This window comes from Gorillibacterium terrae, from assembly GCF_051594785.1.
In the GTDB taxonomy this organism is placed as follows: domain Bacteria; phylum Bacillota; class Bacilli; order Paenibacillales; family NBRC-103111; genus Gorillibacterium.
Genome location: NZ_JBPPGI010000005.1, coordinates 355,756 through 375,744, shown reverse-complemented (window position 1 = coordinate 375,744; position 19,989 = coordinate 355,756). Strand labels below are relative to the sequence as shown.

The following is a 19,989-nucleotide window of genomic DNA, read 5'->3' as shown; positions in this document are numbered from 1 at the left end:
AGCCGAAGCCCGAATTCTGCGTCCTATCCACTCGTTGTTCAGTTTTCAAAGGACCATTTTCTTGCGTCGCTTTCTTGCGGCGACCTTTATAATATATCACATCGCCTAGCAGGAAAGCAAGCATTATTTTTTATTTCTTTTTTCTCCGGTTCGAAATCCCTTTAGAAATCCGGGCCCTTCGAAGCGGCGAGACTTAATTTATCACAGATCGACGCGCTTCGTCAAGCATGTGATTCAAAAAAGATTACGGCTTCACCGCCTCCCTCCGATTTGCCCCCAGAGATCGGAAAAAGCGCCTTTCCATAACAGTCAGCTGCTCGTCGAACGGGATAAACACCTCGCGAATTTGGGCCTTTTTCTCCAATTGGGCAAGTAAAACGCTCAGTTCGGCGGACAATCCCGCTCCCCCCAGCTCGTTTTCCAGCTCCTGCAGGCTCCAGGGCTCTTCGCGTCCCTCGAGGATTTGAAACAAATACGAGCAGCAGTTGCTCAATTTGGACACCACGCAGAAATCGCTGGCCAACAGAACGAGCTGAATTCGCTTCAGCAGCGATTCGGAGCTGGAGGTGAGCTCCTCGTAAAGCTTGAACACTCCGATGTTGACGGCCCGGACCTGTTCCCAAATCATCCGTTCGGGATACATCCCCGCCTCCACGACGGAGAGCCGTCCCCAATGATGGATGGCTTGCAGCAGATCCTCATAGGAGTCCAGCAGGCAGTTATCCTCGAGCTCGCGCTTGCTTTTTAGGTAGTGGCGGTAAAAGCGGCAGAATTCCGTCAGGATCAGTTTGCCCTGAAGCGCTTCCGAACACTCGTCCAACTCATCGCGCAGGGCCTGCAGCTGCCCCTCCGGGTCTCTGAGCACTTCTCCGTGCCTCAGCCAGTGAACCAAGTCCCGTTCTTCATAACGGAACGGCGCCCTTCGGAGCCGGTCCAGGGTTACGGGAAGCTGTATCAGCTGCCATTCCTCCTCGGGAACATGCAGGCTGCGGGAGGAACCTTCCTCATTCATGAAGAGGACGAGCAGTCGCCGCTCTCCGTCTGCCTGCTGCCCGGCTTCGTAATAGACGGCGCCCGCGGATTGGGGCAGACGCTTCAGCCAGAGTTGGACGGCATGCCGTCTTAGATCCATTGCTTTCATGAAAACGAATATTCCTCCCCGACTTCCATTCTTGTTCCTTTCTTCTACATCGGGTTTCCCATTTCCTGCCTCCGCCTTAAGTTCAGTCCATATCGCGCAAAAAAACCGCCGTCCCGGGTCGGGAAAGCGGTTGATGAACCGTAACGCTTAGGGCTTCACGCTGAGCGCTTGCTGCATGAGCTTCCAGATATCCGCCGATTCCATTCCCCGGCTCCAGGAAGCCACGCCGCCGAGCTTGTACTTGGCTACAAGATCCATACGCTTCTGCATCGAAGCGGCGTCTTCGATCCAGATTTTCATCGTCTTGCCATCCTCCCGGTACTCGACATAGTGCTGGCCGATGTCGTCGAGCATGACGGGCTTGAGCTTCTTTTCCTTAATCAAGGCTTGAATGCTATCCATCGAATAGGCTTTGGAGCTGACCTTGGTCTTGCCGTCAACTGTCTCCTCCGTCCAGATGCGGGTATAGAAGGGAACGCCGAGAATCAGCTTGTCCGGAGCAACGCCGTCTTCCTCCAAAATCCGCGATACGCCCTCCTCCACCCATGGCAGCGAGGCAACCGAGCCCGCCGTCTGGCTGGTGGCCCAATGCTCGTCGTAACCCATCAAGATCAAGTAGTCGACGGTTTCGCCAAGCGCCTTGCGGTCGAGAAATTGCGAATAGGTGGCCGATCCGCCCTTCACGGTAATATCGACGGAAACGACGACTCCCTGCTCATGCAGAATTGGCGTCATCTCCCGCAGGAACTGCACGAAGTTCTCCTTGTCTTTCAAATAGACGTTCTCAAAATCGACGTTGATCCCCTGCATCTGGTACATCTGAGCGTAAGCGGCAAGCTGCTTGATGACCTTCATCCGGGTATCGTACGAAGCGAGCGCAGCGGTGGTCCGGTCGGGATCGAAGCCGTTGTTGAAGAGCGCCCAGATTCGATAGCCCCGATTATGCGCCCAGTTGGCCAGCTCCAGGTCCGCCTTGGTCGTGACGTTTCCCTCTCCATCCAACAGATGCAGCCATTGCGGGCTTAGCACATTGAGGCCGGGCATCTCCCCAATCTGGGAAAGATCCGGCTTGGTCGACCAAATCTGCTGCCAGGTCAGATTAATCTTCTGGCCGAGCGGTTTGCCCGGATCGAAGCTTTCCGCCGCCGGCTGCACAGGAACGGTCTCCAACTGATCGAGAACCAGATCGCCCTTCCGAACATAGCCGACCACCCCGTCTTCGGTCTGCGCCCGGTACCAGCCGTCCTCCTCCCCCCAGAGTAGGACGCGTTCGTCCTGGGCAAGATCGCGATAGATCGGCGCCTTGATGCTGGGAAGCGAACGCAAAGCCGCCGTTCGGGCCGGATGCTTCGGCTGAACCGGCACTTTCGCCCACTGCACGGCGTCGCCTTCCTTCTTTAGAAGAACGGCTCCCGTGTCGGAAGATTCGGACAACTGAAAGCGGTAATAATCCTTGAGCGCCTGAACCGGCACGAAGACGGTTCCGTCTTTTTCCTCGACGGGGAAACGCAGGGTGATGGGTTTTTCGTTGACGAGCGCGGTCAATTCCCGGGTCTTCATGCGTACAACCCGATCGGCCGTCGTGATGATGACGGACTTGCTGTCGGCCTCGTACCGGATATAAGGGTCGATCTCCGACTGGATCACGGCAAGCGGAAGCGCGAGCGTTTCTCCGGTCCCGTCCGCACCGGGCTTAAGCAGCTTGCCTTCATGAAAGATCGGTTTGGCCAGACCGCCGAAATCCGCTTGAATATGCTTCTTGTTCGGTTGATCGTTCCAAAGCCGATAGGTCGCTGCCAGCGCAGCCGACAGAACCACCAGGACGAGAAGCAGCGGGCCGATCCGCCGTCGCCTTCTCGTTCGGGGCTCAAGGGGCACCCTATTCATCCTTAGTGGGTCATCGCCGGCTTGCAGGCCGGGCAGATTCCGTAGACTTCGAGCCTCAGCCCTTCGATTTGAAAACCGGTCTCGCAAGCGGCGGCCTGTTCGACCTCAGGCAGCAGCGGATAGCTGAAATCGACGATCTTGCCGCAGACGCGGCATTGGGCATGATAATGATCCGACAAATCCGCATCGAAGCGGCTGGAGGAGTCGCCGTACGTCAGCTCGCGGACGAGACCGGAATCGATGAACACCCGCAGGTTGTTGTAGATGGTCGCCACGCTCATACTGGGAAACCGGGGAACCAATGCTTTGTAAATTTCATCCGCCGAGGGATGATCAACCGAATCCAGTAAAAAGGACAGGATGGCATGCCTCTGAGGGGTCATGCGCACTCCGGTTGTCTTTAATTTTTCCAGGGCCTGCTCAAAACGGGATTCCATAACCTCACCACCATTGATTAGCTTTCACATGATACTAATTGTAAAGAAGCGCCGAATTTTTTGTCAATGAAGCTTTTTATAGCGCCTTCAAATACTCTCCATCGTCACGCCGCTCACGCCGTCCACCTGCTGAATTTCCTCGACAATATGGACGATGGAAGCTCCTCTTCGAGACAGCTTGAGCGACAGGTGGATGGCAATCCGGTGAATATCGTCCACGGTCTGCTCCTCTACGGACATACGGCTGACGGAGGCGCCGTGTGCGGTGAGCAGAGAGGAAATCGTACCGAGCGCGCCAGGCGTGTTGACCGCCGAGATCATCAGGGTATAAATGCGCTTGCCGCTGAAGTACCGCTTCTCTACCTTATTGAGGATGTAGAGGCTGAGCAGAACCATCCCGGTCACCAAGAGCGCTCCGTAATAGAAGCCGGCCCCGACCGCCAGGCCGATGGCAGCGGCAACCCACAGAGAAGCAGCGGTAGTCAGGCCGGTTACGGAAAAATCGTTGCGTAAAATCGTTCCCGCCCCCAGAAAGCCGATGCTCGGGATGACCTGAGCCGCGAGGCGGGTCGGATCCATCGTTACGCCGGACGCGCCGGCGAAGGCGGAGAAGCCGTAAGCCGAGATCAGCATGAGCAGCGTAGAGCCGAGACAGACGAGGATATGCGTGCGAAAGCCGGCGGGCCGGTTGTTCCGTTCCCGCTCATAGCCGATAAGGCCGCCAAGGAAAAGAGAAAGGAGCAACCGGATGGTCAGCTCCACAGGAGAAATGACAAAGGGATTCAACGAGGCTCCCCTTTCTTTATCAGGTTGTTTTTGTTACGCGTGATGAGGTTAGGCCCCGAGGCTCTTGCTGTAATCTGCCATGAGAATGCCGGGCGCAATCTCGAAGGATCGCACCGGAGCGAAGCCGAACTTCTCGTAGAGCCGGACGGCGGGCGTATTCGTCGTGACGGCCGAGACGCGAAGCTCGCGGATGCCGGTCTCGCGCTCTATCGGCAGCCGCAGCAGCCGGCCCGCAATGCCTTGACGGAAGCTGCCGGGATGAACCATCATCCGGCAGATCGTCAAAACGTTTCCTTCCCGTTCATAGGCTATGCAGCCCACCAGCTCTTCGCCACGGAAGGCGCCATAAAATGTCTCCGCCGATTCCCGCAGGGAAGCCAGCGTATCGTTCAGCGGCGGGATATCGGAAAAGCCGATGACCTGAGCCTCCGCCAAATAGGAAGCCTGCTGGAGCGCGAGCAGCCGCAGGGCTTCCGTCTGGTCGGAGAGTCCCAGGAGGCGGAAGGTCAATTCCGCACTGTCCTCGCCGGTCATGCGTTCAGGCGGTCGAGGATCAGCTTATTGAGCAGGCCAGGGTTGGCCTTGCCCTTCGTCTCCTTCATGACTTGGCCGACCAGGAAGCCGACCGCCTTCTCCTTGCCGGCCTTGTAATCGGCCACGGATTGGGGGTTGGCCGCAATAATCCGATCGACGGCGGCACCGAGCGCCCCCTCGTCGCTGATCTGGACGAGTCCTTGCTCCTCCACAATCGTCTGGGGCGCTTTGCCGGAGAGGAGCATTTCCTTGAATACGGTCTTGGCGATCTTGGTGCTGATCGTGCCCTTCTCGATTAGGCCGATCATCTCGCCCAGACCGGCGCCGGTCAACTTGACGTCGCCCGGCTCCAGGTTGTTCTGGTTGAGGTAGCCGAGCAGGTCGCCCATGATCCAGTTGGCCACGGCCTTGGCGTCGGAGGTGAAACCGAGGCTCTCTTCAAACAGATCGGCCAGCTTCTTCGAGGAAGTGATTACGCCCGCGTCGTAGGCAGGCAAGCCGTACTCGCGTCCATAGCGCTCCCGCCTGGCGTCCGGAAGCTCGGGGATCGTCGCCCGGATGGCCTCCCGCCATTCGGAATCGATGTTCAACACGACGAGGTCCGGGTCCGGGAAGTAGCGGTAATCATGCGCCTCTTCCTTGCTGCGCATGGAGAAGGTGCGCCCTTGATTCTCGTCGAAGCGGAGCGTCTCCTGCACCACCGTACCGCCTGCATCCAGCACTTCGGCCTGCCGGACCTGCTCGTATTCAAGCGCTTTTTGCACCGCCTTGAACGAGTTCATGTTCTTCAGCTCGGTGCGGATGCCGTATTCCTGCCGGCCCCGGAGCCGCAGACTGATGTTCGCGTCCCAGCGCAGGGAGCCTTCCTCCATCTTGACGTCCGAGACCTCGCAGTACTGCATGATCGCCCGCAGCTTTTCCAGATACAGGAGCGTCTCCTCGGGGGAGCGCAGGTCCGGTTCGGATACAATCTCGATCAGCGGCGTGCCGACGCGGTTGAAATCGACCAGGGAGGCAAAGCCGCCATCGGTATGGGAAAGCTTGCCGGCGTCCTCCTCCAGATGCAGCTGCTTAATGCCGATGCGCTTGGTCTCGCCGTCGACCTCGATCTCCAGCCAGCCGTTCTTGCCGATCGGGCGATAGAGCTGGGAAATCTGATAGGCCTTGGGCGAATCGGGATAAAAGTAATTTTTGCGGTCGAAGCTGGTGGTCTCGCTGATCTCGCAATTCAGCGCCATGGCTGCCTTCATCGCATATTCGACCGCCCGTTTGTTCAGCACGGGCAGCACGCCCGGATAACCGAGACAGACGGGGCAGGTATGGGTATTCGGGGGAGCGCCGAACGAGGTGGAACAGCCGCAGAACACCTTGGACTGCGTATGCAGCTCCACATGGACCTCCAATCCGATCACCGTCTCGTATCGGCTTTGCTCAATGGTTTCCATCGGATAATCCGCCTCCTCTACAGCGCCGGCCGGGCTTTGTGATAGTCTGTATTCTGCTCGAACGCGTGCGCGGTGCGCAGCACGGTGGCTTCATCTAATGCGCGGCCGATGATCTGCAGCCCGATCGGCAGCCCGTCCGCCATTCCGCAAGGAACGCTGATCGCCGGAATGCCCGCCAGGCTGACCGGAATCGTCAAAATATCGTTCAAATACATGGTGAGCGGATCGTTCGCCTGCTCCCCGAGCCGGAAGGCCGGCGTCGGCGCCGTCGGTCCGACGATGACGTCGAAGCGCTCGAACACCCGCTCAAAATCCTGCTTGATGAGGGTGCGAACCTTCTGCGCCTTCAAATAATAGGCATCGTAGTAACCGGAGCTGAGTGCGTAGGTTCCGAGCATGATCCGGCGCTTCACCTCGGGACCGAAGCCCTCGCTGCGCGATTTCCGGTACAGCTCGATCAAGCTGTCCGCGTTGTCGCTGCGAACGCCGAAGCGAACGCCGTCAAAGCGGGACAAATTCGAGGAGGCTTCGGAGGAAGCGAGCAAGTAATAGGCCGCTACGGCGTATTCCGTATGCGGCAGGGAGACTTCCTCCCAGACCGCTCCCAGCTTCTCCAGCTCGGCCAGGGCGCTGCGAACCGCGTCGCGCACGGCCGGCGCCACGCCTTCGCCGAGGTATTCCTTCGGAACCGCGACGCGCAAGCCCTTGATCTCGCCGGTCAGCGCTTGCCGGTAATCGGGGATCTCTACCCTAAGCGACGTAGAGTCGCTCGCATCGTGACCGGCGATCGCCTGCAGCACCTGGGCGCTGTCTTCGACGCTCCGGGTGAGTGGGCCAATCTGGTCGAGCGAGGAGGCGAACGCCACCAGGCCGAACCGGGAAACGAGGCCGTAAGTCGGCTTAAGTCCGACAATGCCGCAGTAGGAAGCAGGCTGGCGGATCGAGCCGCCGGTGTCCGAGCCGAGCGCAAACGCCACTTCGCCGGCTGCCACCGCCGCGGCCGAGCCGCCGCTGCTGCCGCCGGGAACGTAATCCGGGTTCCAGGGATTGCGCACGGGATGGAACGCCGAATTCTCGTTGGAGCCGCCCATGGCGAATTCGTCCATATTGGTCTTGCCGATCAATACGCCGTTCTGCTCCCGGAGCTTGCGGACCGCCGTAGCGTCATAGATGGACACATGGTTCGCCAGGAATTTGCTGGCGCAGGTGGTCTTCAAGCCTTCGGTGTTCAGGTTATCCTTGATGCCGGCCGGCAAGCCGAACAGCAAGCCGGAGGGTCCGTCCTGCTTCAGCTTCGCATCCAGCTCGCGGGCGCGGGCGCGGGCTCCGTCGCCGTCGAGGGTCAGGAACGCGCCGACCTGCCCGTCCACTTGGCCGATCCGTTCCAGCGAGGCCTCGACCGCTTCTCCGACGGACAGCTCGCGGTCGGCCATTTTCTTATGAAGCTCTGCAATCGATTGGTCAAACAGGGTCAACTTCGCCGCCTCCTCTATTCCAGCACCGCCGGCACCTTGATTTGTCCGTCCTCTTCGTCCGGGGCGTTCAGCAATACCCGCTCAAGCGGAAGCGACGGGCGCACCTCGTCCTCGCGCAGAACGTTGGAGAGCGGAACGGCGTGGTCGGTCGGCTCGATGCCCTCCGTATCCAGCGCGCCTAGCTTCTCCGCATACTTCAGAATGGCATTGAGCTGTTCGGTATACATGTCCTTCTCTTGCTCGGTGAGCTCGAGTCGGGCGAGCCCCGCCACATGCTCCACTTGCTTCAGGGAAATGCTCATTGCGTACACACCTTCCTTGTTCCGGGGGTCCGTGAGCCGTCCCGCATCCGGCAGTGGCTTAAAGCGTCAGCGCGGAGATGGGGGACGGGTCGTAATCATTTCCTCATTATAGCTTAGTCCCTGGGTTTCCTCAATTAGCCTCTTCGAACGGAAGGGAGGGTTGACAAAGGCAATTTCCATTATATAATGAACGGGAATTGAAGGACCGGCCCGGATAAGGGACGCCGACACCGCTCGCGTGTTGGCGTCCCTTGTGCTGTCTTCCGGGCCTTTGAACCGGACAAAGGAGGACAACCCATGAACAAAACGAGAAAGGTTCAAGCGGAGGAAAAATGGCTGATCGTCAACGCCGACGATTTTGGCCTGACGGAGGGAACGAACGAAGCGATTATGGATTTGATGATACAAGGAAACGTCACTTCGACCTCGATCATGGTGCCCGCTCTCTGTGTGGAAAGAGGGCTTCGCGCTGCTGCGGGCTTTCCCCGCGTTCTCACCCATGCAGGCGTACACCTCACCTTGACAAGCGGCGGAAACCAGCGGTACCGACCGGTATACCGCGAGCGGGCCTTGCCCAGCTTAACGGACGGGGAAGGTTATTTTCATGAAGATATCCGACTGCTCGAGGATAACGCCGATCTGGAGGAGGTGCGCTTGGAGCTGGAGGCGCAGATCGTCTGCGCCCAATCGTTCGGAGTCGAGCCGACCCATCTGGACAGCCATGGTGGCAGCGTGCTGGGGCTTGCCAGCGGCCGGGATTTTCTCGACCCGGTGTTCGACCTGTGCCGGGCCTTCCGCCTCCCCTTCAATCTTCCGCGAAATACGCCGCGGCAGCCCTTTTTCAGCGCGGAGCAGAAGAGCCGATTCCAGAGCCGCATCGAACTCGCTCAAGCAAGGGGCATTCCGTTGATCGACGATATGATCAGCCTTCCCTATTGCTTGTCCGTCAGCGAGGAGGAAGCAAGGCGTCGGTTCCAGGAATTGATCCGCAGCGTCAAGCCGGGCGTAACTCAACTAACCGCACATCCCGCCCGCGTCACGGAAGAAATGAAGAGGTACACCGATTGCTGGGCGGAACGGGAGCGGGAATTCCGACTGTTGGGCAACCCTCTGTTCCGCCGCCTGCTCGAGCAGGAAAACATCCGCCTCCTCTCTTGGAGAGAAATCCGCAACAAGCCGAAAAGCGCCCCCGTCACCGGTTGGTAACGGAGGCGCTTTTGAATCGGGGATCAACAACGATCGGAATGACAGTCCATCCGGGCAGGCGTAAATGACAGGTTCCGTCTATATAACTCAAATGTAAACCGGCATCGGATCGATCTTGTTGGCGTTCTCCACCATGACGCCGGAGTCGTCGTCGAAGCGATAGAGCCGGTGAATCAGGACGCCGACCTCGTCGCCCTTCTCCAGCGCGTCCTGCTCCAGCGAGCGGTAAGCGGTCAAGCGGTTCGACCCGGCTTCCACCACCACCTCCCAGACGGTACCTCGGAAGTAGGTGCTGCGCACGATTCCCGGCTCGAGGGACGACAGCAGCGCGCTTTCGCCGGGCAGGAAGAGCTCGATGAACTCCGGCCTTATCATTCCCTTGGCCGCCCCTTCCCGCTCAAAGCCCTTCAGGCGGGAGCAGTCCTCTACGAGATTCGATTCACCGATAAAACCGGCGACAAATGGGGTCTGCGGCTCTTTGTAGATATTCCAGGGCGTGCCCTTCTGCTCGAGCCGCCCCCGGTTGATGACCATGATCTCATCGGCCACCTCGACCGCTTCCTCCTGGTCGTGGGTGACGAAGATGGTGGTGATCTTCAGCCGGTTGATCATCTCCCTCAGCCAGGTCCGCAGCTCCTTGCGCACCTTGGCGTCGATGGCAGCGAACGGCTCGTCGAGCAGAAGCAGCTGCGGCTCGGGCGCGATCGCCCGGGCGAAGGCGACCCGCTGCTTTTGGCCGCCGGACAATTGGTGCGGATAGCGGCCGCCCAGCCCCGACAGGCCGGTCAACTCCAGCAGCTCCTCGACCCGGGCCCGCGCTTCCCGGCGCGGTTTCTTCTGAACCGCCAGCCCGAAGGCGATGTTATCGAACACGGTCATGTGCTTGAACAAGGCGTAATTCTGGAACACGAAGCCGATGCCGCGCTTCTGCGGCGGCTCATTCTCCACCCGCCTGCCGTGAAAGTAAATCTCGCCGGAGGTCGGCTCCTCCAGTCCGGCCAGCATGCGCAGGATGGTCGTCTTCCCGCCGCCGCTCGGGCCGAGCAGGCCGATCAGGCTGCCTTCTCCGATGGAGAAGCTGACATTCTGGACGGCGTAATCGCCGCCGAAGCGTTTGCTCAAATCCTTCACTTGGATGTGCATGGCTTACCCCTCCCGGTCCTAGTCCCCCTTGCGGTGCTGCTTCCATTCGACCAGGCTCTTGACCCCCAGCGTGACGAGGGCGAGCAGGACGAGCAGCGAAGCGCAGGCGAAGGCGGCGGAAAAATTGTATTCATTATAGAGGATCTCCACATGCAGCGGCAGCGTGTTGGTCTTGCCGCGAATATGGCCCGAGACGACCGATACGGCGCCAAATTCGCCCATGGCCCGGGCATTGCAGAGAATGACTCCGTAGAGCAGCGCCCATTTGATATTGGGCAGGGTTACTTTCCAGAAGATGCGCCACCCTCCGGCTCCCAGGCTTGCCGCCGCCTCCTCTTCCGCCGTTCCCTGCGCCTGCATGAGCGGAATCAGCTCGCGGGCGACAAAGGGAAAGGTGACGAACACGGTGGTAAGCACGATGCCGGGAACGGCGAAGATGATCTTGATGTCGTGCTCGGAGAGAAAGGAGCCAAGCCAGCCCTTGGAGCCGAAGATCAGCACGAAGACCAGGCCGGCGATGACGGGCGACACCGAAAACGGCAGGTCGATCAGCGTGATCAGCAGGTTTTTGCCGCGAAATTTGAACTTGGTGACCGCCCAGGCGGCGGCGACGCCGAACACCAGGTTGAGCGGAACGGCGAGACCGGCGACGAGGAGCGTCAGGCGGATGGCCGACAGGGCGTTCTTCTCCCGGAGCGAGGCGAAATACAGATCGGCGCCCTTCTTAAACGCTTCGGCGAATACCGTGATGAGCGGCAGAATCAGCACCAGCGCAAGGAACAGAAGCGCGACGGCGATAAGCCCTGCCCGGACCCAGCCGGATTCGGTCAGATGGCGGGGGCGGACGCGGGGCGCGGCCGTTTGGACTCGTGTCGTGACAGCCATGGGAGTACCTCCTTCGAGAATCCGGAACTCATCTCGGAAGCGTCTTTTGATTGGTTTTCCACTGCAGCAGGTTGATGCCGAGCAAGAGGACGAAGGACAGCAGCAGCATGACCGCGGCAATCGCCGTAGCGCCGGCGTAATCGAACTGCTCCAGCTTCGTCATGATCAGCAGCGGCGCGATTTCGGTCTTCATCGGCATGTTGCCGGAGATGAACACCACCGAGCCGTATTCGCCGAGCGAGCGGGCGAAGGCCAGCGCGAAGCCGGTGATCAGCGGCGGAAGCAGCTCGGGCAGGATCACCCGCCGGAAGATGGTCCAGCGGTAAGCGCCGAGGCTGGCCGCCGCCTCCTCCAGCTCCTGCTCCAGCACCTCCAGCACAGGCTGCAGCGTTCGAACGACGAAGGGCAGCCCGATGAACGTGAGGGCGATGATGATCCCGAGCGGCGAAAAGGCGGTTTTGATGCCGAGCGGCTCCAGAAGGCGCCCGACCCAGCCGTTCTGCGAGTAGATGGTGGTTAGGGCGATCCCCGCCACCGCCGTCGGCAGGGCAAAGGGAATGTCGATGAGGCCGTCCACCCATTTGCGCCCCGGGAACCGGTACCGGACCAGCACCCAAGCGACCACGAAGCCGAAAACGGCATTGATCGCAGCGGCGGCGAAGCTCGTATAAAAGGTGACCTCCAGAGAAGCGATCACCCGGGAGTTGGTGACGGTCTGCCAGAACTTCTCCCAACTGAGCGTCGCCGACTTCAGGAAGACGGCGGATAGCGGAATGAGCACGATCAGACTGAGGTACAAGACCGTGAAGCCCATGGATAAGCCGAAACCGGGCAGCACGCTTTTCATCTTCCGGACACGAGTCATAAGAAAATTCCTCCGCTGCCAGCCGGACGCAAGGAGCCAACCGCTGCAAACGGTTGGCCGATGCTCCGGTTTGGATTACTTGGGTTGATAAATTTGATCGAACACGCCGCCGTCATTGAAGTGCTTTTCCTGGGCCGATCGCCAGCCGCCGAAAAGCGAAATGTCGAACGTTTCCACCGCGGGGAATTGATTCTTGAATTTCTCTGCGACGGAAGCGAGGCGCGGCCGGTAGTAATTCTGGGCGGCGATCGTCTGCCCTTCTTCGCTATACAGGTAATCAAGATATGCCTGGGCGACTTCGCGGGTTCCGCGTTTATCCACGGTTTTATCCACGACGGCTACCGGAGGCTCCGCAAGAATGCTGACGGAAGGAGTGATAATCTCAAATTTATCCTTGCCGAGCTCGTTGACGGATAAGTAGGCTTCGTTCTCCCAGGCGATCAGCACATCGCCGATGCCCCGTTCCACAAAGGTCGTGGTCGCGCCCCGGGCCCCGGAGTCAAGAACAGGAACGTTCTTGTAGAGGGCTTTGACGAATTCCTGGGCCTTCGCCTCGTCGTTGTTGTTATGCTTCAGCGCGTAGCCCCAGGCGGCGAGATAATTCCAGCGCGCGCCTCCGGAAGACTTGGGATTGGGGGTGATGACTTGAATGCCGGGCTTGACCAGATCGTCCCAGTCCTTGATGCCCTTCGGGTTCCCTTTCTTGACCAGGAAGACGATCGTCGAGGTGTAGGGGGAGCTGTTATCGGCGAGCTTCGACTGCCAATCGGCCGCGAGGAGTCCGTTGTCGGCCAGCGAATCGATGTCGTACGCGAGAGCCAGCGTGACCACATCCGCTTCCAGCCCGTCGATCACGGAGCGGGCCTGCTTGCCGGAGCCGCCGTGCGATTGCTGAACGGTGACGGTCTGCCCGGTTTTGTCCTTCCAGTAGGCCGCGAAGGACTTGTTGAAGGCTTCATACAGCTCCCGCGTAGGGTCGTACGACACGTTGAGCAGCTCGACGCTGGCTTTGCCGTTGGTCTTCGGCGCCGTGCCGTCCGCAGGAGCGCTGGCCGAGGATCCCGGCGCCGAAGCGGACGGGCTCGTATCGCTCGCCGCGCTCTTGCCGCCGCATCCGGCAATCCCCACCGCCAGTGCGCCTACGGCGAGCACCACCCCGGCTCTGCCCCACCACTTTCCTCCAAATGACTCGTTTCTCAAATCGTTCATCCCCTCTCATCGTTCGTTGCTTGAACGTTCCCGCTCCCCGAATTGGCGCTGTCATCGGCTTCTTGTTGTTAATCTTATTTAATCCGATTGATTTAATGCGGATTTGTGTTTGATCATATCACCTGCCATTTCGCTTCGTCAATACGCTTTAACGTGGCAGTGAAACAAAACTTAGGGAGGATTCGGGAGCAAGAAGTCAAAAAAAAGAGAAAGCGTTGCCATGGAGAAGATTTCCGCCTCTTTTCCTGAGAAAATAGCACTTATCAAAATATTTAGAATATTTACATAATTGATTCGATAAGGTATGATTAAGCCATGGAAAGCGACACACTCTTCAAATAAGGATTTCCTTTTCACTCAAGCTTTCCATTCTCCACCCATTAACCCGCTGAAGGTTTTCGAGCCTGGAGTCCCAAACGTGCGAAAGACCCCGTCTCGCTGGATCGCGAAGGGCCGCACTCTCCCCGCACAGGGAAAGAAGATTCGATTCCAGGAACCAAAGGAAACCGGAGGCAGCGGCGAAGAGAGGGGATAGGCCGTTGGAATAGCGAAAGGCGAGCATATTGGCGGCACCCTACGCAAAGGAAGGCGTAAGTGACAACGTCAGCCTGTATGGGGCGGATATGCAGGAACCGTGCAAAAAGGATTCGGTGTGGATAGCAGCTAGACATTCTACAGAAAGGTGTCTCACGGAGCATGCCCGGCATGCCAAACGCGAATTCGCTCCTTTGAATTCGGTTAATTCATCAATCAAGCATGCGATGCATGTGTCCGAAGAAGGGAAAGGTAAAAAATTGAATAGAATGAAACCTGATAAATAGCCCTCGCCAGAGTATAATCCGGCGAGGGCTATTTATTGCCTGTCACGCTGAAAAAAACAAAACGGAAGAAGTCAGCCGCTCCATTCGGCTGCCCCTTCCGCTTTACTTGTTTTTCTGCAAACGCGGCCATCACGCTAATTCGCCGACAGCACGCCGCGCGTCTTGACGATGATCTTGCGGATGCTGTCCTCCGACAGGTGATAGCTGAGCGTGAGATCCTTCATTGTCCAGCCTTTACAGTACAGGCCGTAAATTTCCTGGTTGCGTTTCTCCATCAGTTGGCGAGTCCCGTTGTTCTCTCCCCAGCCCGCCCGTTTTTGTTCCTTCTTGGGGATGTAGACGATTTCGCCCTGAATATATTTTTGAAGCTCCTTCAGCAAGCTAGGGGGAAGAATGTCCCTTCCATTCTTGTAACTCATCACCGTGTACCTCCTTGGGTATGTTCATTCCGTGGGTTTCCTGCGCGTTGCGAAACTTGGACGCTGCGACTGCGGTAAATGCCGAAAGTTTAATCATCAACATGTGCAAACCTCTCCTTTCGTTATAGTGGTGTGGTCAAACGGTTTTTGGGAACAAAAAAACACGATACCCGTATCGTGCCTGCCCGTGAAAAAAGGTTGTAAGGACATGGGACGGATGACTTGTATTGCTTTTCAGTTAGGTCGCACCTCTACCCGATTTCTGAAAACCTTCACCATCGTAAACACCCCTTTCCCTACGGTATGTATTGGAACTGTTTCCAGTATAGCGGACTCGTTTCAAGCTGGCAATGCTTTTATAAAAGGACGGGGAACCGACGGTTCCCCGCCCCCGATCAGTAACGATCTCCGCGGATTAGGCGGAAATCACCTCGTATGCGATCTTCAACTCCATCACGCTCCCTTCGAAAAGATTTCGCCGGCCGGCAATTCTATCTAACCATACCGGAAAGGCGAACCTCAAGGGAAAGAATGGTTCTTAATTGTTTCCTCCCGCCCGTTCGGACCGGATGGACCTCACCAGGCGTACGCTTGCGGAGCGGGGCCGCCGGGGCCGGGGAAGATCTCGTCCAAGCGCTTCAGCACGTCTTCCGTCAGTTCGATTTCGGTCACGCGCAGCGTGTCCTCGAACTGCTTCAAGGTGCGCGGTCCGATGATCGGAGCGGTCATGGCCGGGAACGTCAGCGTCCAGGCGAGCGCCACGTTGGCTTCCGATTCGCCGAGATCCGAGCACAGCTCGGAGAAGGCGGTCAACTGCGGGCGGAGCTTCTCGATCCGCTCCCGCTGGTTGGCGGTTCGGCGCGAGCCGGGCGAGGGATTCAGGGCTCCGCCGAGAATGCCTCCGTCGAGCGGACTCCAGGCGATGACGCCGAGGCCGTAATCCTGCGCTGCCGGAAGCACCTCCAGCTCGGGCAGACGGTTCATCAGGCTGAATTTGTGCTGCTCGGTGACGAGACCGAGAAAGTGGCGGGCCTTGGCCGCTTCCTGGGCCTTCGCGATGTGCCAGCCGGCGAAGTTGCTCGAACCGACATAGCCGATCTTGCCGTTATAGATCTGAACCTCGAAGGCTTCCCACAGCTCGTCCCACGTCACCGAGGTGTCGACATGATGCATCTGGTAGAGCTCGATATGATCGGTCTGCAGCCGCTTGAGCGAGGCGTCGAGGTGGCGGCGGATCTTGTAGGCGGATAGCCCGTTCTTCTGATTGGGTCCGTCATAGCCCGGCATGGCCCCGTTGACCTTGGTGGCCAGCACGGTGCGCTCGCGGCGGCCGCCGCCCTGGGCGAACCAATTGCCGATGATCTCCTCCGTCCGGCCTGCGTTCTCGCCCCAGCCGTACACGTTGGCGGTATCAAAGAAGTTAATCCCCGCATCCAGCGCGGCGTCCATGATCTTGAACGCTTCCCGCTCCTCGGTCTCCGGACCGAAATTCATCGTGCCAAGGCAAAGCCGACTGACGTTCAGGCCGGTGCGTCCAAGCTGGGTATACTTCATTAAGATAACCTCCTCATGATTCGTAATAGCCCTACCTTTTTATTGTAGCGCAATTCCGAACCGAAGCAAATCGCCCTACTCCTCCTCCGGCGGCAGAAGGACGATGCGGCCTTCCTCGATGACGACGCGGAGCCGGCCCAGCTTCTCCGCCCCCACCGCTTCGAGATAGGAAGCCGGAATCTGCAGCCGGCCCGCTTTGTCCATCACGGCGTATTCGACGTGCGACTCCTCCGCCCTCTCCAGCTCGCTTAGCTCCTCCGAATAGGACTTGCGCCGGATCAGCTCCGATGAGGTCTTGCCGTCGCGGATGGCCACCACCCGGTCCACCTTCTTGGCGAGCCGCGGGTCGTGGGTCACGATGATGACCGTGAGGCCCAGCGTCCGGTTCAGCTCGCGGAACAGGTCGAGAATTTGCGCCGAGGTCTTGGTATCCACCGAGCCTGTCGGCTCGTCGGCAAGCAGGAGCGCCGGCTTGCCCGCCAGCGCGATGGCGATGGCCACCCGCTGCTGCTCGCCGCCCGACAGCTCCTGCAGCCGGTTGCGCGCCCGGTGCGACAGGCCGACACTGTCGAGCAGCTCCAGCGCCCGCTCGCGCTTGCGCTTGCCGGCGAGCAGAATGGGCAGCTCGACATTTTCCTGAGCGGTCAGATAGGGGATCAGGTTGCGGGCATTGTTCTGCCAGACGAACCCGACGGTCTGCCGCTTGTAGCGGACGAGGTCGCGGTCGCTGAACTTGAGCAGGTCTTGGCCGTCGACGAACAGCTTGCCGGCGGAAGGGCGGTCGAGGCCGCCCAGCATATTGAGCAGAGTCGACTTTCCGCTGCCGCTGTTGCCGATGATGGCCATCAGCTCCCCCTTCTCCACCGTCAGGTCGAGCCCCTGCAGCGCCACGACTTCCAGGTCGTTCGCCTTGTAGATTTTTACGAGATTCTCGCATTGCACCATCGTCATCGCTTCAATCCTCCCCGAGTTTGACCGCTTGGTGAAGCTTCATCCGGGACAAGAGTATGCCGAGGGCGGCGAGTCCGATCAGGATGGTCAGAGCGGCAATGCCATACAGCCGCAGCAGATCGCCGCGTTCGACGATGACGTGAAACGGCGGCACCTGCTCGGCGGCGCTGAAGGAAATCCGGAACAGCGGGACGAAGAGCCGGCTCGTCACCATCCCGGCGCCGACCCCCATGCAGACGGCGGCGGCCGAGGTCAGCGCCTGCTCGGCGATCAGCATGCCGACGAGCTGCTGGAAGGTAATGCCGATCGCGCGATAGATGCCGAACTGCAGCATCCGCCCGGTGATGGACAGCAGCCAGTAGAGCAGGAAACCGATCAGGGTAAGCAGCATCGAGATCAGGAAGCCCATCGTCATCATGCCGTTGATCGCGAGCTGGGCCGGGTCGTTCTTCCGTTCGGTGATGATCTGGCGGCTGACGTCGATGCGGTTTACGCTCAGGTCGGCCGACTCAATGGATTGGTACAGTTCCTGAACGAGCGCCCCCGGCTTCAGCTTCAGCCAATACTCGTATGGCTTTCGCTCCAGGTGATTCTGGATAAACGACAGGTGGCCGACGACCAGATACGGCTTCGTCGCCTCGCCCGCTTCACCCGCCGGTGCCGATGCTTCCGCGGTTCCCGCAGCCTTGTCCTTGGGCGTAGGCAGCGGGTTCCAGGACGGCCAGTAGTCGACGATGCCGAAGACGATCGTCTCGGCCTGCTGAATGCCTTCCCAGCCGATCTGAATGTGGTCACCCACCTTCACTTTGAGATCGTCCGCCAGCGAACGCGAGATCAGCACGGCGGTCGGTTCGGGCGCGATCAGATTCAGGTACGCGTAAAAGGAATGATCGAGCAGCCCGTCCCGCATCCATGCGACACGGCCGAAGTCGTCCGTGTCGATGCCCATGATCGCGCTGTCCGCAGGCTTGCCGTTCACGGTGACCCGCCCTTCGTCCTCGATGAACACCTTGGCGGCGGCGTCCACCTCCGGAAGCTGGCGCACCGGCTCAAACGGCGGCTCGATATAGGTGACCCGCTTGTCCGAATCGACCGGGGCCGCGGAGACCGCTTTGCCGGACTGGGCCAGCGTCGGGACCGCAACCGGAGCGTCGTTGCTCCAAGCTACGGACATGGAAACGTCCGCTCCATACCGGTAACGAATCTGCTCCTCCGCATTCGCATTCAGGGTGCGGGCGGCGCTGGCGCTGAACAGCCCGGTCGCAAGCGTCAGGGACAGGAATACCATGATCGTCTGATACTGGGTGGCCGACCGCCCTACCTGAATCAGCGTGCTGTACAAGCCGGGCGACCAGAAGCGCTTGCCCAGAAGGTACAGCAGACGGAGCAGGTAGGGATACAGGCGAAGGAGCAGCAGCGTGAAGCCGATGATGAAGCAGGCCGGAAGCAGGAAGAGAAGCGGGTCCACTTTGAAGCTCAGCGAATCGAGCGCATGGGCCGTGAGGTCCTTCATCCGCCGCTGGTAGTTCTGCAAGCCGTACAGGGCAAATCCGATCAACAGAAGATCGATGAAATATTTGTGCAAAAAGGTGACCGATCTCACCCGGCTGAGCTGCTGCTTGCGGGCCACGATCGAGGAACGGGTCGCCTGCCAGACGGGGAGCAGCGTCATGACGACCGAACACAGAACGGCCAACGCGGCGTACAGCAGAGCATCCGCATTGAGGCTCGGATACAGCGGCGCCCGCGACACGAAGACGAGGAAGCCGCTCGACGCCCCCAGCACCCGCGTGAGGAGGAGGCTGCCCGGAAGTCCGGCGAGGAGCGCGAGCACGCCGAGCAGCAGGCTTTCCGCAAGCGAAGCCGCCAGAATCTGCCAACGGGCCGCCCCCCGGCTGCGCAGCACGGAGATCTCGTTCTTCTGCCGTTCGGTGATAAGCCCCGCCACCATGAACAGATAGAAGGCGAACAGCACCAGGACAGGGGCGTTCAGCGCCCACAGCATCAGCCGAAGGCGCGCCTCCTTGGCCTCGTAGGTATCGACGATCTTCATCATCGGATTCTCGAAGCTGGAATACTCGAAATGCGAGGCGACGTAGTTCCGCGATTCCTCGTCCGCCTGCTTGAGCGTTTCGAGATCACCCATCTTGAGGCTGCGGTAATCGAAGGCATGGAACCAGGACATGCCCAGAACCGGAATTTTGCCGCCGTTCGTGATTTCCCGCTCGAACGCCTCATAGGGAAGCACGAAGGAAGCGCGCAGGCTGTCGAGGCTCTGGAACCAATACAGGTCGTGTTCGTCCTTGACGGTGAAAACGCCGACGGGCTTGATCTTAAGCACCTGCTGGTTGTCGCTCATCACGTAGAACTCGTTGCCGAGCACCATCTTGAGCGAGCTCAGGGCCCGGTCCGTCACCAGCGCTTCGACGGTCCCGTCGGCGGAAACAGCCGCTTGCGGCAGTCTCCCGTCGACCAGCTTGATGTGCTGTTCCAAACCGCTCAAGGCGGACAGACGGCCTTCCCGATTGATGCGCGAATCCACCTTCGCCGTATCCACCGGGGTAAAGCTGACGTTCTTGCTGTAGCGGAGCTTCGCCGTCTCCAGACTGTCCATCGGAAAGCGGTCCGGGATCGACTGATCGAAATAGGCATCCGCCTGGGCCAGCTTGGCCGCCGCCTGCTCCGGCTTGCTGTTGCGGAAATAAGCGGTCCACACATAGCTTCCCGCGTAAGCGTTGTTGTCGGTCTGATAGCGGTCCAGTTCCTTGACCAGCATGCGGTCCAAGGTGGAGTGGGTATAGACGGGGATGGCCGCGGTGAGCGCAACCGTCAGGATCAATCCGACGAGAAGCGCCGTCTCCAGCAGGAGGTTCTTGCGCATCTTCCGCAGGATCATGAAAAAGAGTGCCACAGGGTGTTCCTCCCCGGT

17 protein-coding genes are annotated in these 19,989 nt (G+C 59.4%); 1 reads left to right on the top strand and 16 read right to left on the bottom strand.

From position 1 onward, the window contains the following. Positions 1–244 precede the first annotated feature (244 nt). The 8 genes from ACSEXS_RS18630 to gatC all read right to left on the bottom strand — a co-directional run bounded on the left by ACSEXS_RS18630 (position 245) and on the right by gatC (position 8,007). Positions 245–1,141: an FAD/NAD(P)-binding protein gene (locus ACSEXS_RS18630; RefSeq protein ID WP_438434742.1), complete on the bottom strand. Its 897-nt coding sequence runs from the start codon at positions 1,139–1,141 to the stop codon at positions 245–247. Positions 1,142–1,288: 147 nt separating this feature from the next. Then, a complete protein-coding gene (locus ACSEXS_RS18625) occupies positions 1,289–3,028 on the bottom strand; it encodes a glycosyl hydrolase family 18 protein (protein WP_438434741.1) in 1,740 nt (579 codons plus the stop codon). Between the two features lie 2 nt (positions 3,029–3,030). Then, entirely contained in the window at positions 3,031–3,465 is a 435-nt protein-coding gene (gene perR, locus ACSEXS_RS18620) for a peroxide-responsive transcriptional repressor PerR (protein WP_438434740.1), read from the bottom strand. 87 nt (positions 3,466–3,552) lie between these two features. Next, positions 3,553–4,251, bottom strand: a complete 699-nt coding sequence (locus ACSEXS_RS18615) for an MgtC/SapB family protein (RefSeq protein ID WP_438434739.1) — start codon at positions 4,249–4,251, stop codon at positions 3,553–3,555. A gap of 48 nt (positions 4,252–4,299) precedes the next feature. After that, the gene (locus tag ACSEXS_RS18610; protein ID WP_438434738.1) at positions 4,300–4,761 is read right to left on the bottom strand and encodes a GNAT family N-acetyltransferase; all 462 of its coding nucleotides are present in this window, start codon (positions 4,759–4,761) and stop codon (positions 4,300–4,302) included. Positions 4,762–4,781: 20 nt separating this feature from the next. Continuing rightward, positions 4,782–6,230, bottom strand: coding sequence for an Asp-tRNA(Asn)/Glu-tRNA(Gln) amidotransferase subunit GatB (gatB, locus tag ACSEXS_RS18605; RefSeq protein WP_438434737.1), 1,449 nt, complete (start codon positions 6,228–6,230; stop codon positions 4,782–4,784). A gap of 17 nt (positions 6,231–6,247) precedes the next feature. Then, positions 6,248–7,705: an Asp-tRNA(Asn)/Glu-tRNA(Gln) amidotransferase subunit GatA gene (gatA, locus tag ACSEXS_RS18600; protein WP_438434736.1), complete on the bottom strand. Its 1,458-nt coding sequence runs from the start codon at positions 7,703–7,705 to the stop codon at positions 6,248–6,250. 14 nt (positions 7,706–7,719) lie between these two features. Beyond that, positions 7,720–8,007, bottom strand: a complete 288-nt coding sequence (gene gatC / locus ACSEXS_RS18595; protein WP_438434735.1) for an Asp-tRNA(Asn)/Glu-tRNA(Gln) amidotransferase subunit GatC — start codon at positions 8,005–8,007, stop codon at positions 7,720–7,722. Positions 8,008–8,304: 297 nt separating this feature from the next. Here gatC and ACSEXS_RS18590 point away from each other — a divergent pair, with 297 nt between their 5' ends. After that, entirely contained in the window at positions 8,305–9,213 is a 909-nt protein-coding gene (locus tag ACSEXS_RS18590) for a polysaccharide deacetylase family protein (protein WP_438434734.1), read from the top strand. Positions 9,214–9,300: 87 nt separating this feature from the next. Here ACSEXS_RS18590 and ACSEXS_RS18585 read toward each other — a convergent pair whose 3' ends face one another. The 8 genes from ACSEXS_RS18585 to ACSEXS_RS18550 all read right to left on the bottom strand — a co-directional run bounded on the left by ACSEXS_RS18585 (position 9,301) and on the right by ACSEXS_RS18550 (position 19,971). After that, a complete protein-coding gene (locus tag ACSEXS_RS18585) occupies positions 9,301–10,356 on the bottom strand; it encodes an ABC transporter ATP-binding protein (RefSeq protein ID WP_438434733.1) in 1,056 nt (351 codons plus the stop codon). 18 nt (positions 10,357–10,374) lie between these two features. Beyond that, positions 10,375–11,241, bottom strand: coding sequence for a sulfate ABC transporter permease subunit CysW (gene cysW / locus ACSEXS_RS18580; protein WP_438434732.1), 867 nt, complete (start codon positions 11,239–11,241; stop codon positions 10,375–10,377). A gap of 28 nt (positions 11,242–11,269) precedes the next feature. Continuing rightward, positions 11,270–12,106 (bottom strand): sulfate ABC transporter permease subunit CysT, encoded by an 837-nt coding sequence (gene cysT / locus ACSEXS_RS18575; RefSeq protein WP_438434731.1) that lies wholly within the window; start codon positions 12,104–12,106, stop codon positions 11,270–11,272. Positions 12,107–12,181: 75 nt separating this feature from the next. After that, positions 12,182–13,315 (bottom strand): sulfate ABC transporter substrate-binding protein, encoded by a 1,134-nt coding sequence (locus ACSEXS_RS18570; RefSeq protein WP_438434730.1) that lies wholly within the window; start codon positions 13,313–13,315, stop codon positions 12,182–12,184. Positions 13,316–14,270: 955 nt separating this feature from the next. Beyond that, complete coding sequence (locus tag ACSEXS_RS18565; RefSeq protein WP_438434729.1) at positions 14,271–14,555, bottom strand: CD3324 family protein; 285 nt, start codon at positions 14,553–14,555, stop codon at positions 14,271–14,273. Between the two features lie 576 nt (positions 14,556–15,131). Beyond that, positions 15,132–16,109: an aldo/keto reductase gene (locus ACSEXS_RS18560; protein WP_438434728.1), complete on the bottom strand. Its 978-nt coding sequence runs from the start codon at positions 16,107–16,109 to the stop codon at positions 15,132–15,134. A 75-nt stretch (positions 16,110–16,184) separates the two neighbouring features. Further along, the gene (locus tag ACSEXS_RS18555; RefSeq protein WP_438434757.1) at positions 16,185–17,054 is read right to left on the bottom strand and encodes an ABC transporter ATP-binding protein; all 870 of its coding nucleotides are present in this window, start codon (positions 17,052–17,054) and stop codon (positions 16,185–16,187) included. Between the two features lie 10 nt (positions 17,055–17,064). Next, positions 17,065–19,971 carry an ABC transporter permease gene (locus ACSEXS_RS18550; protein ID WP_438434727.1) on the bottom strand — a complete coding sequence of 969 codons (2,907 nt, stop codon included), beginning with the start codon at positions 19,969–19,971 and terminating at the stop codon, positions 17,065–17,067. Positions 19,972–19,989 lie beyond the last annotated feature (18 nt).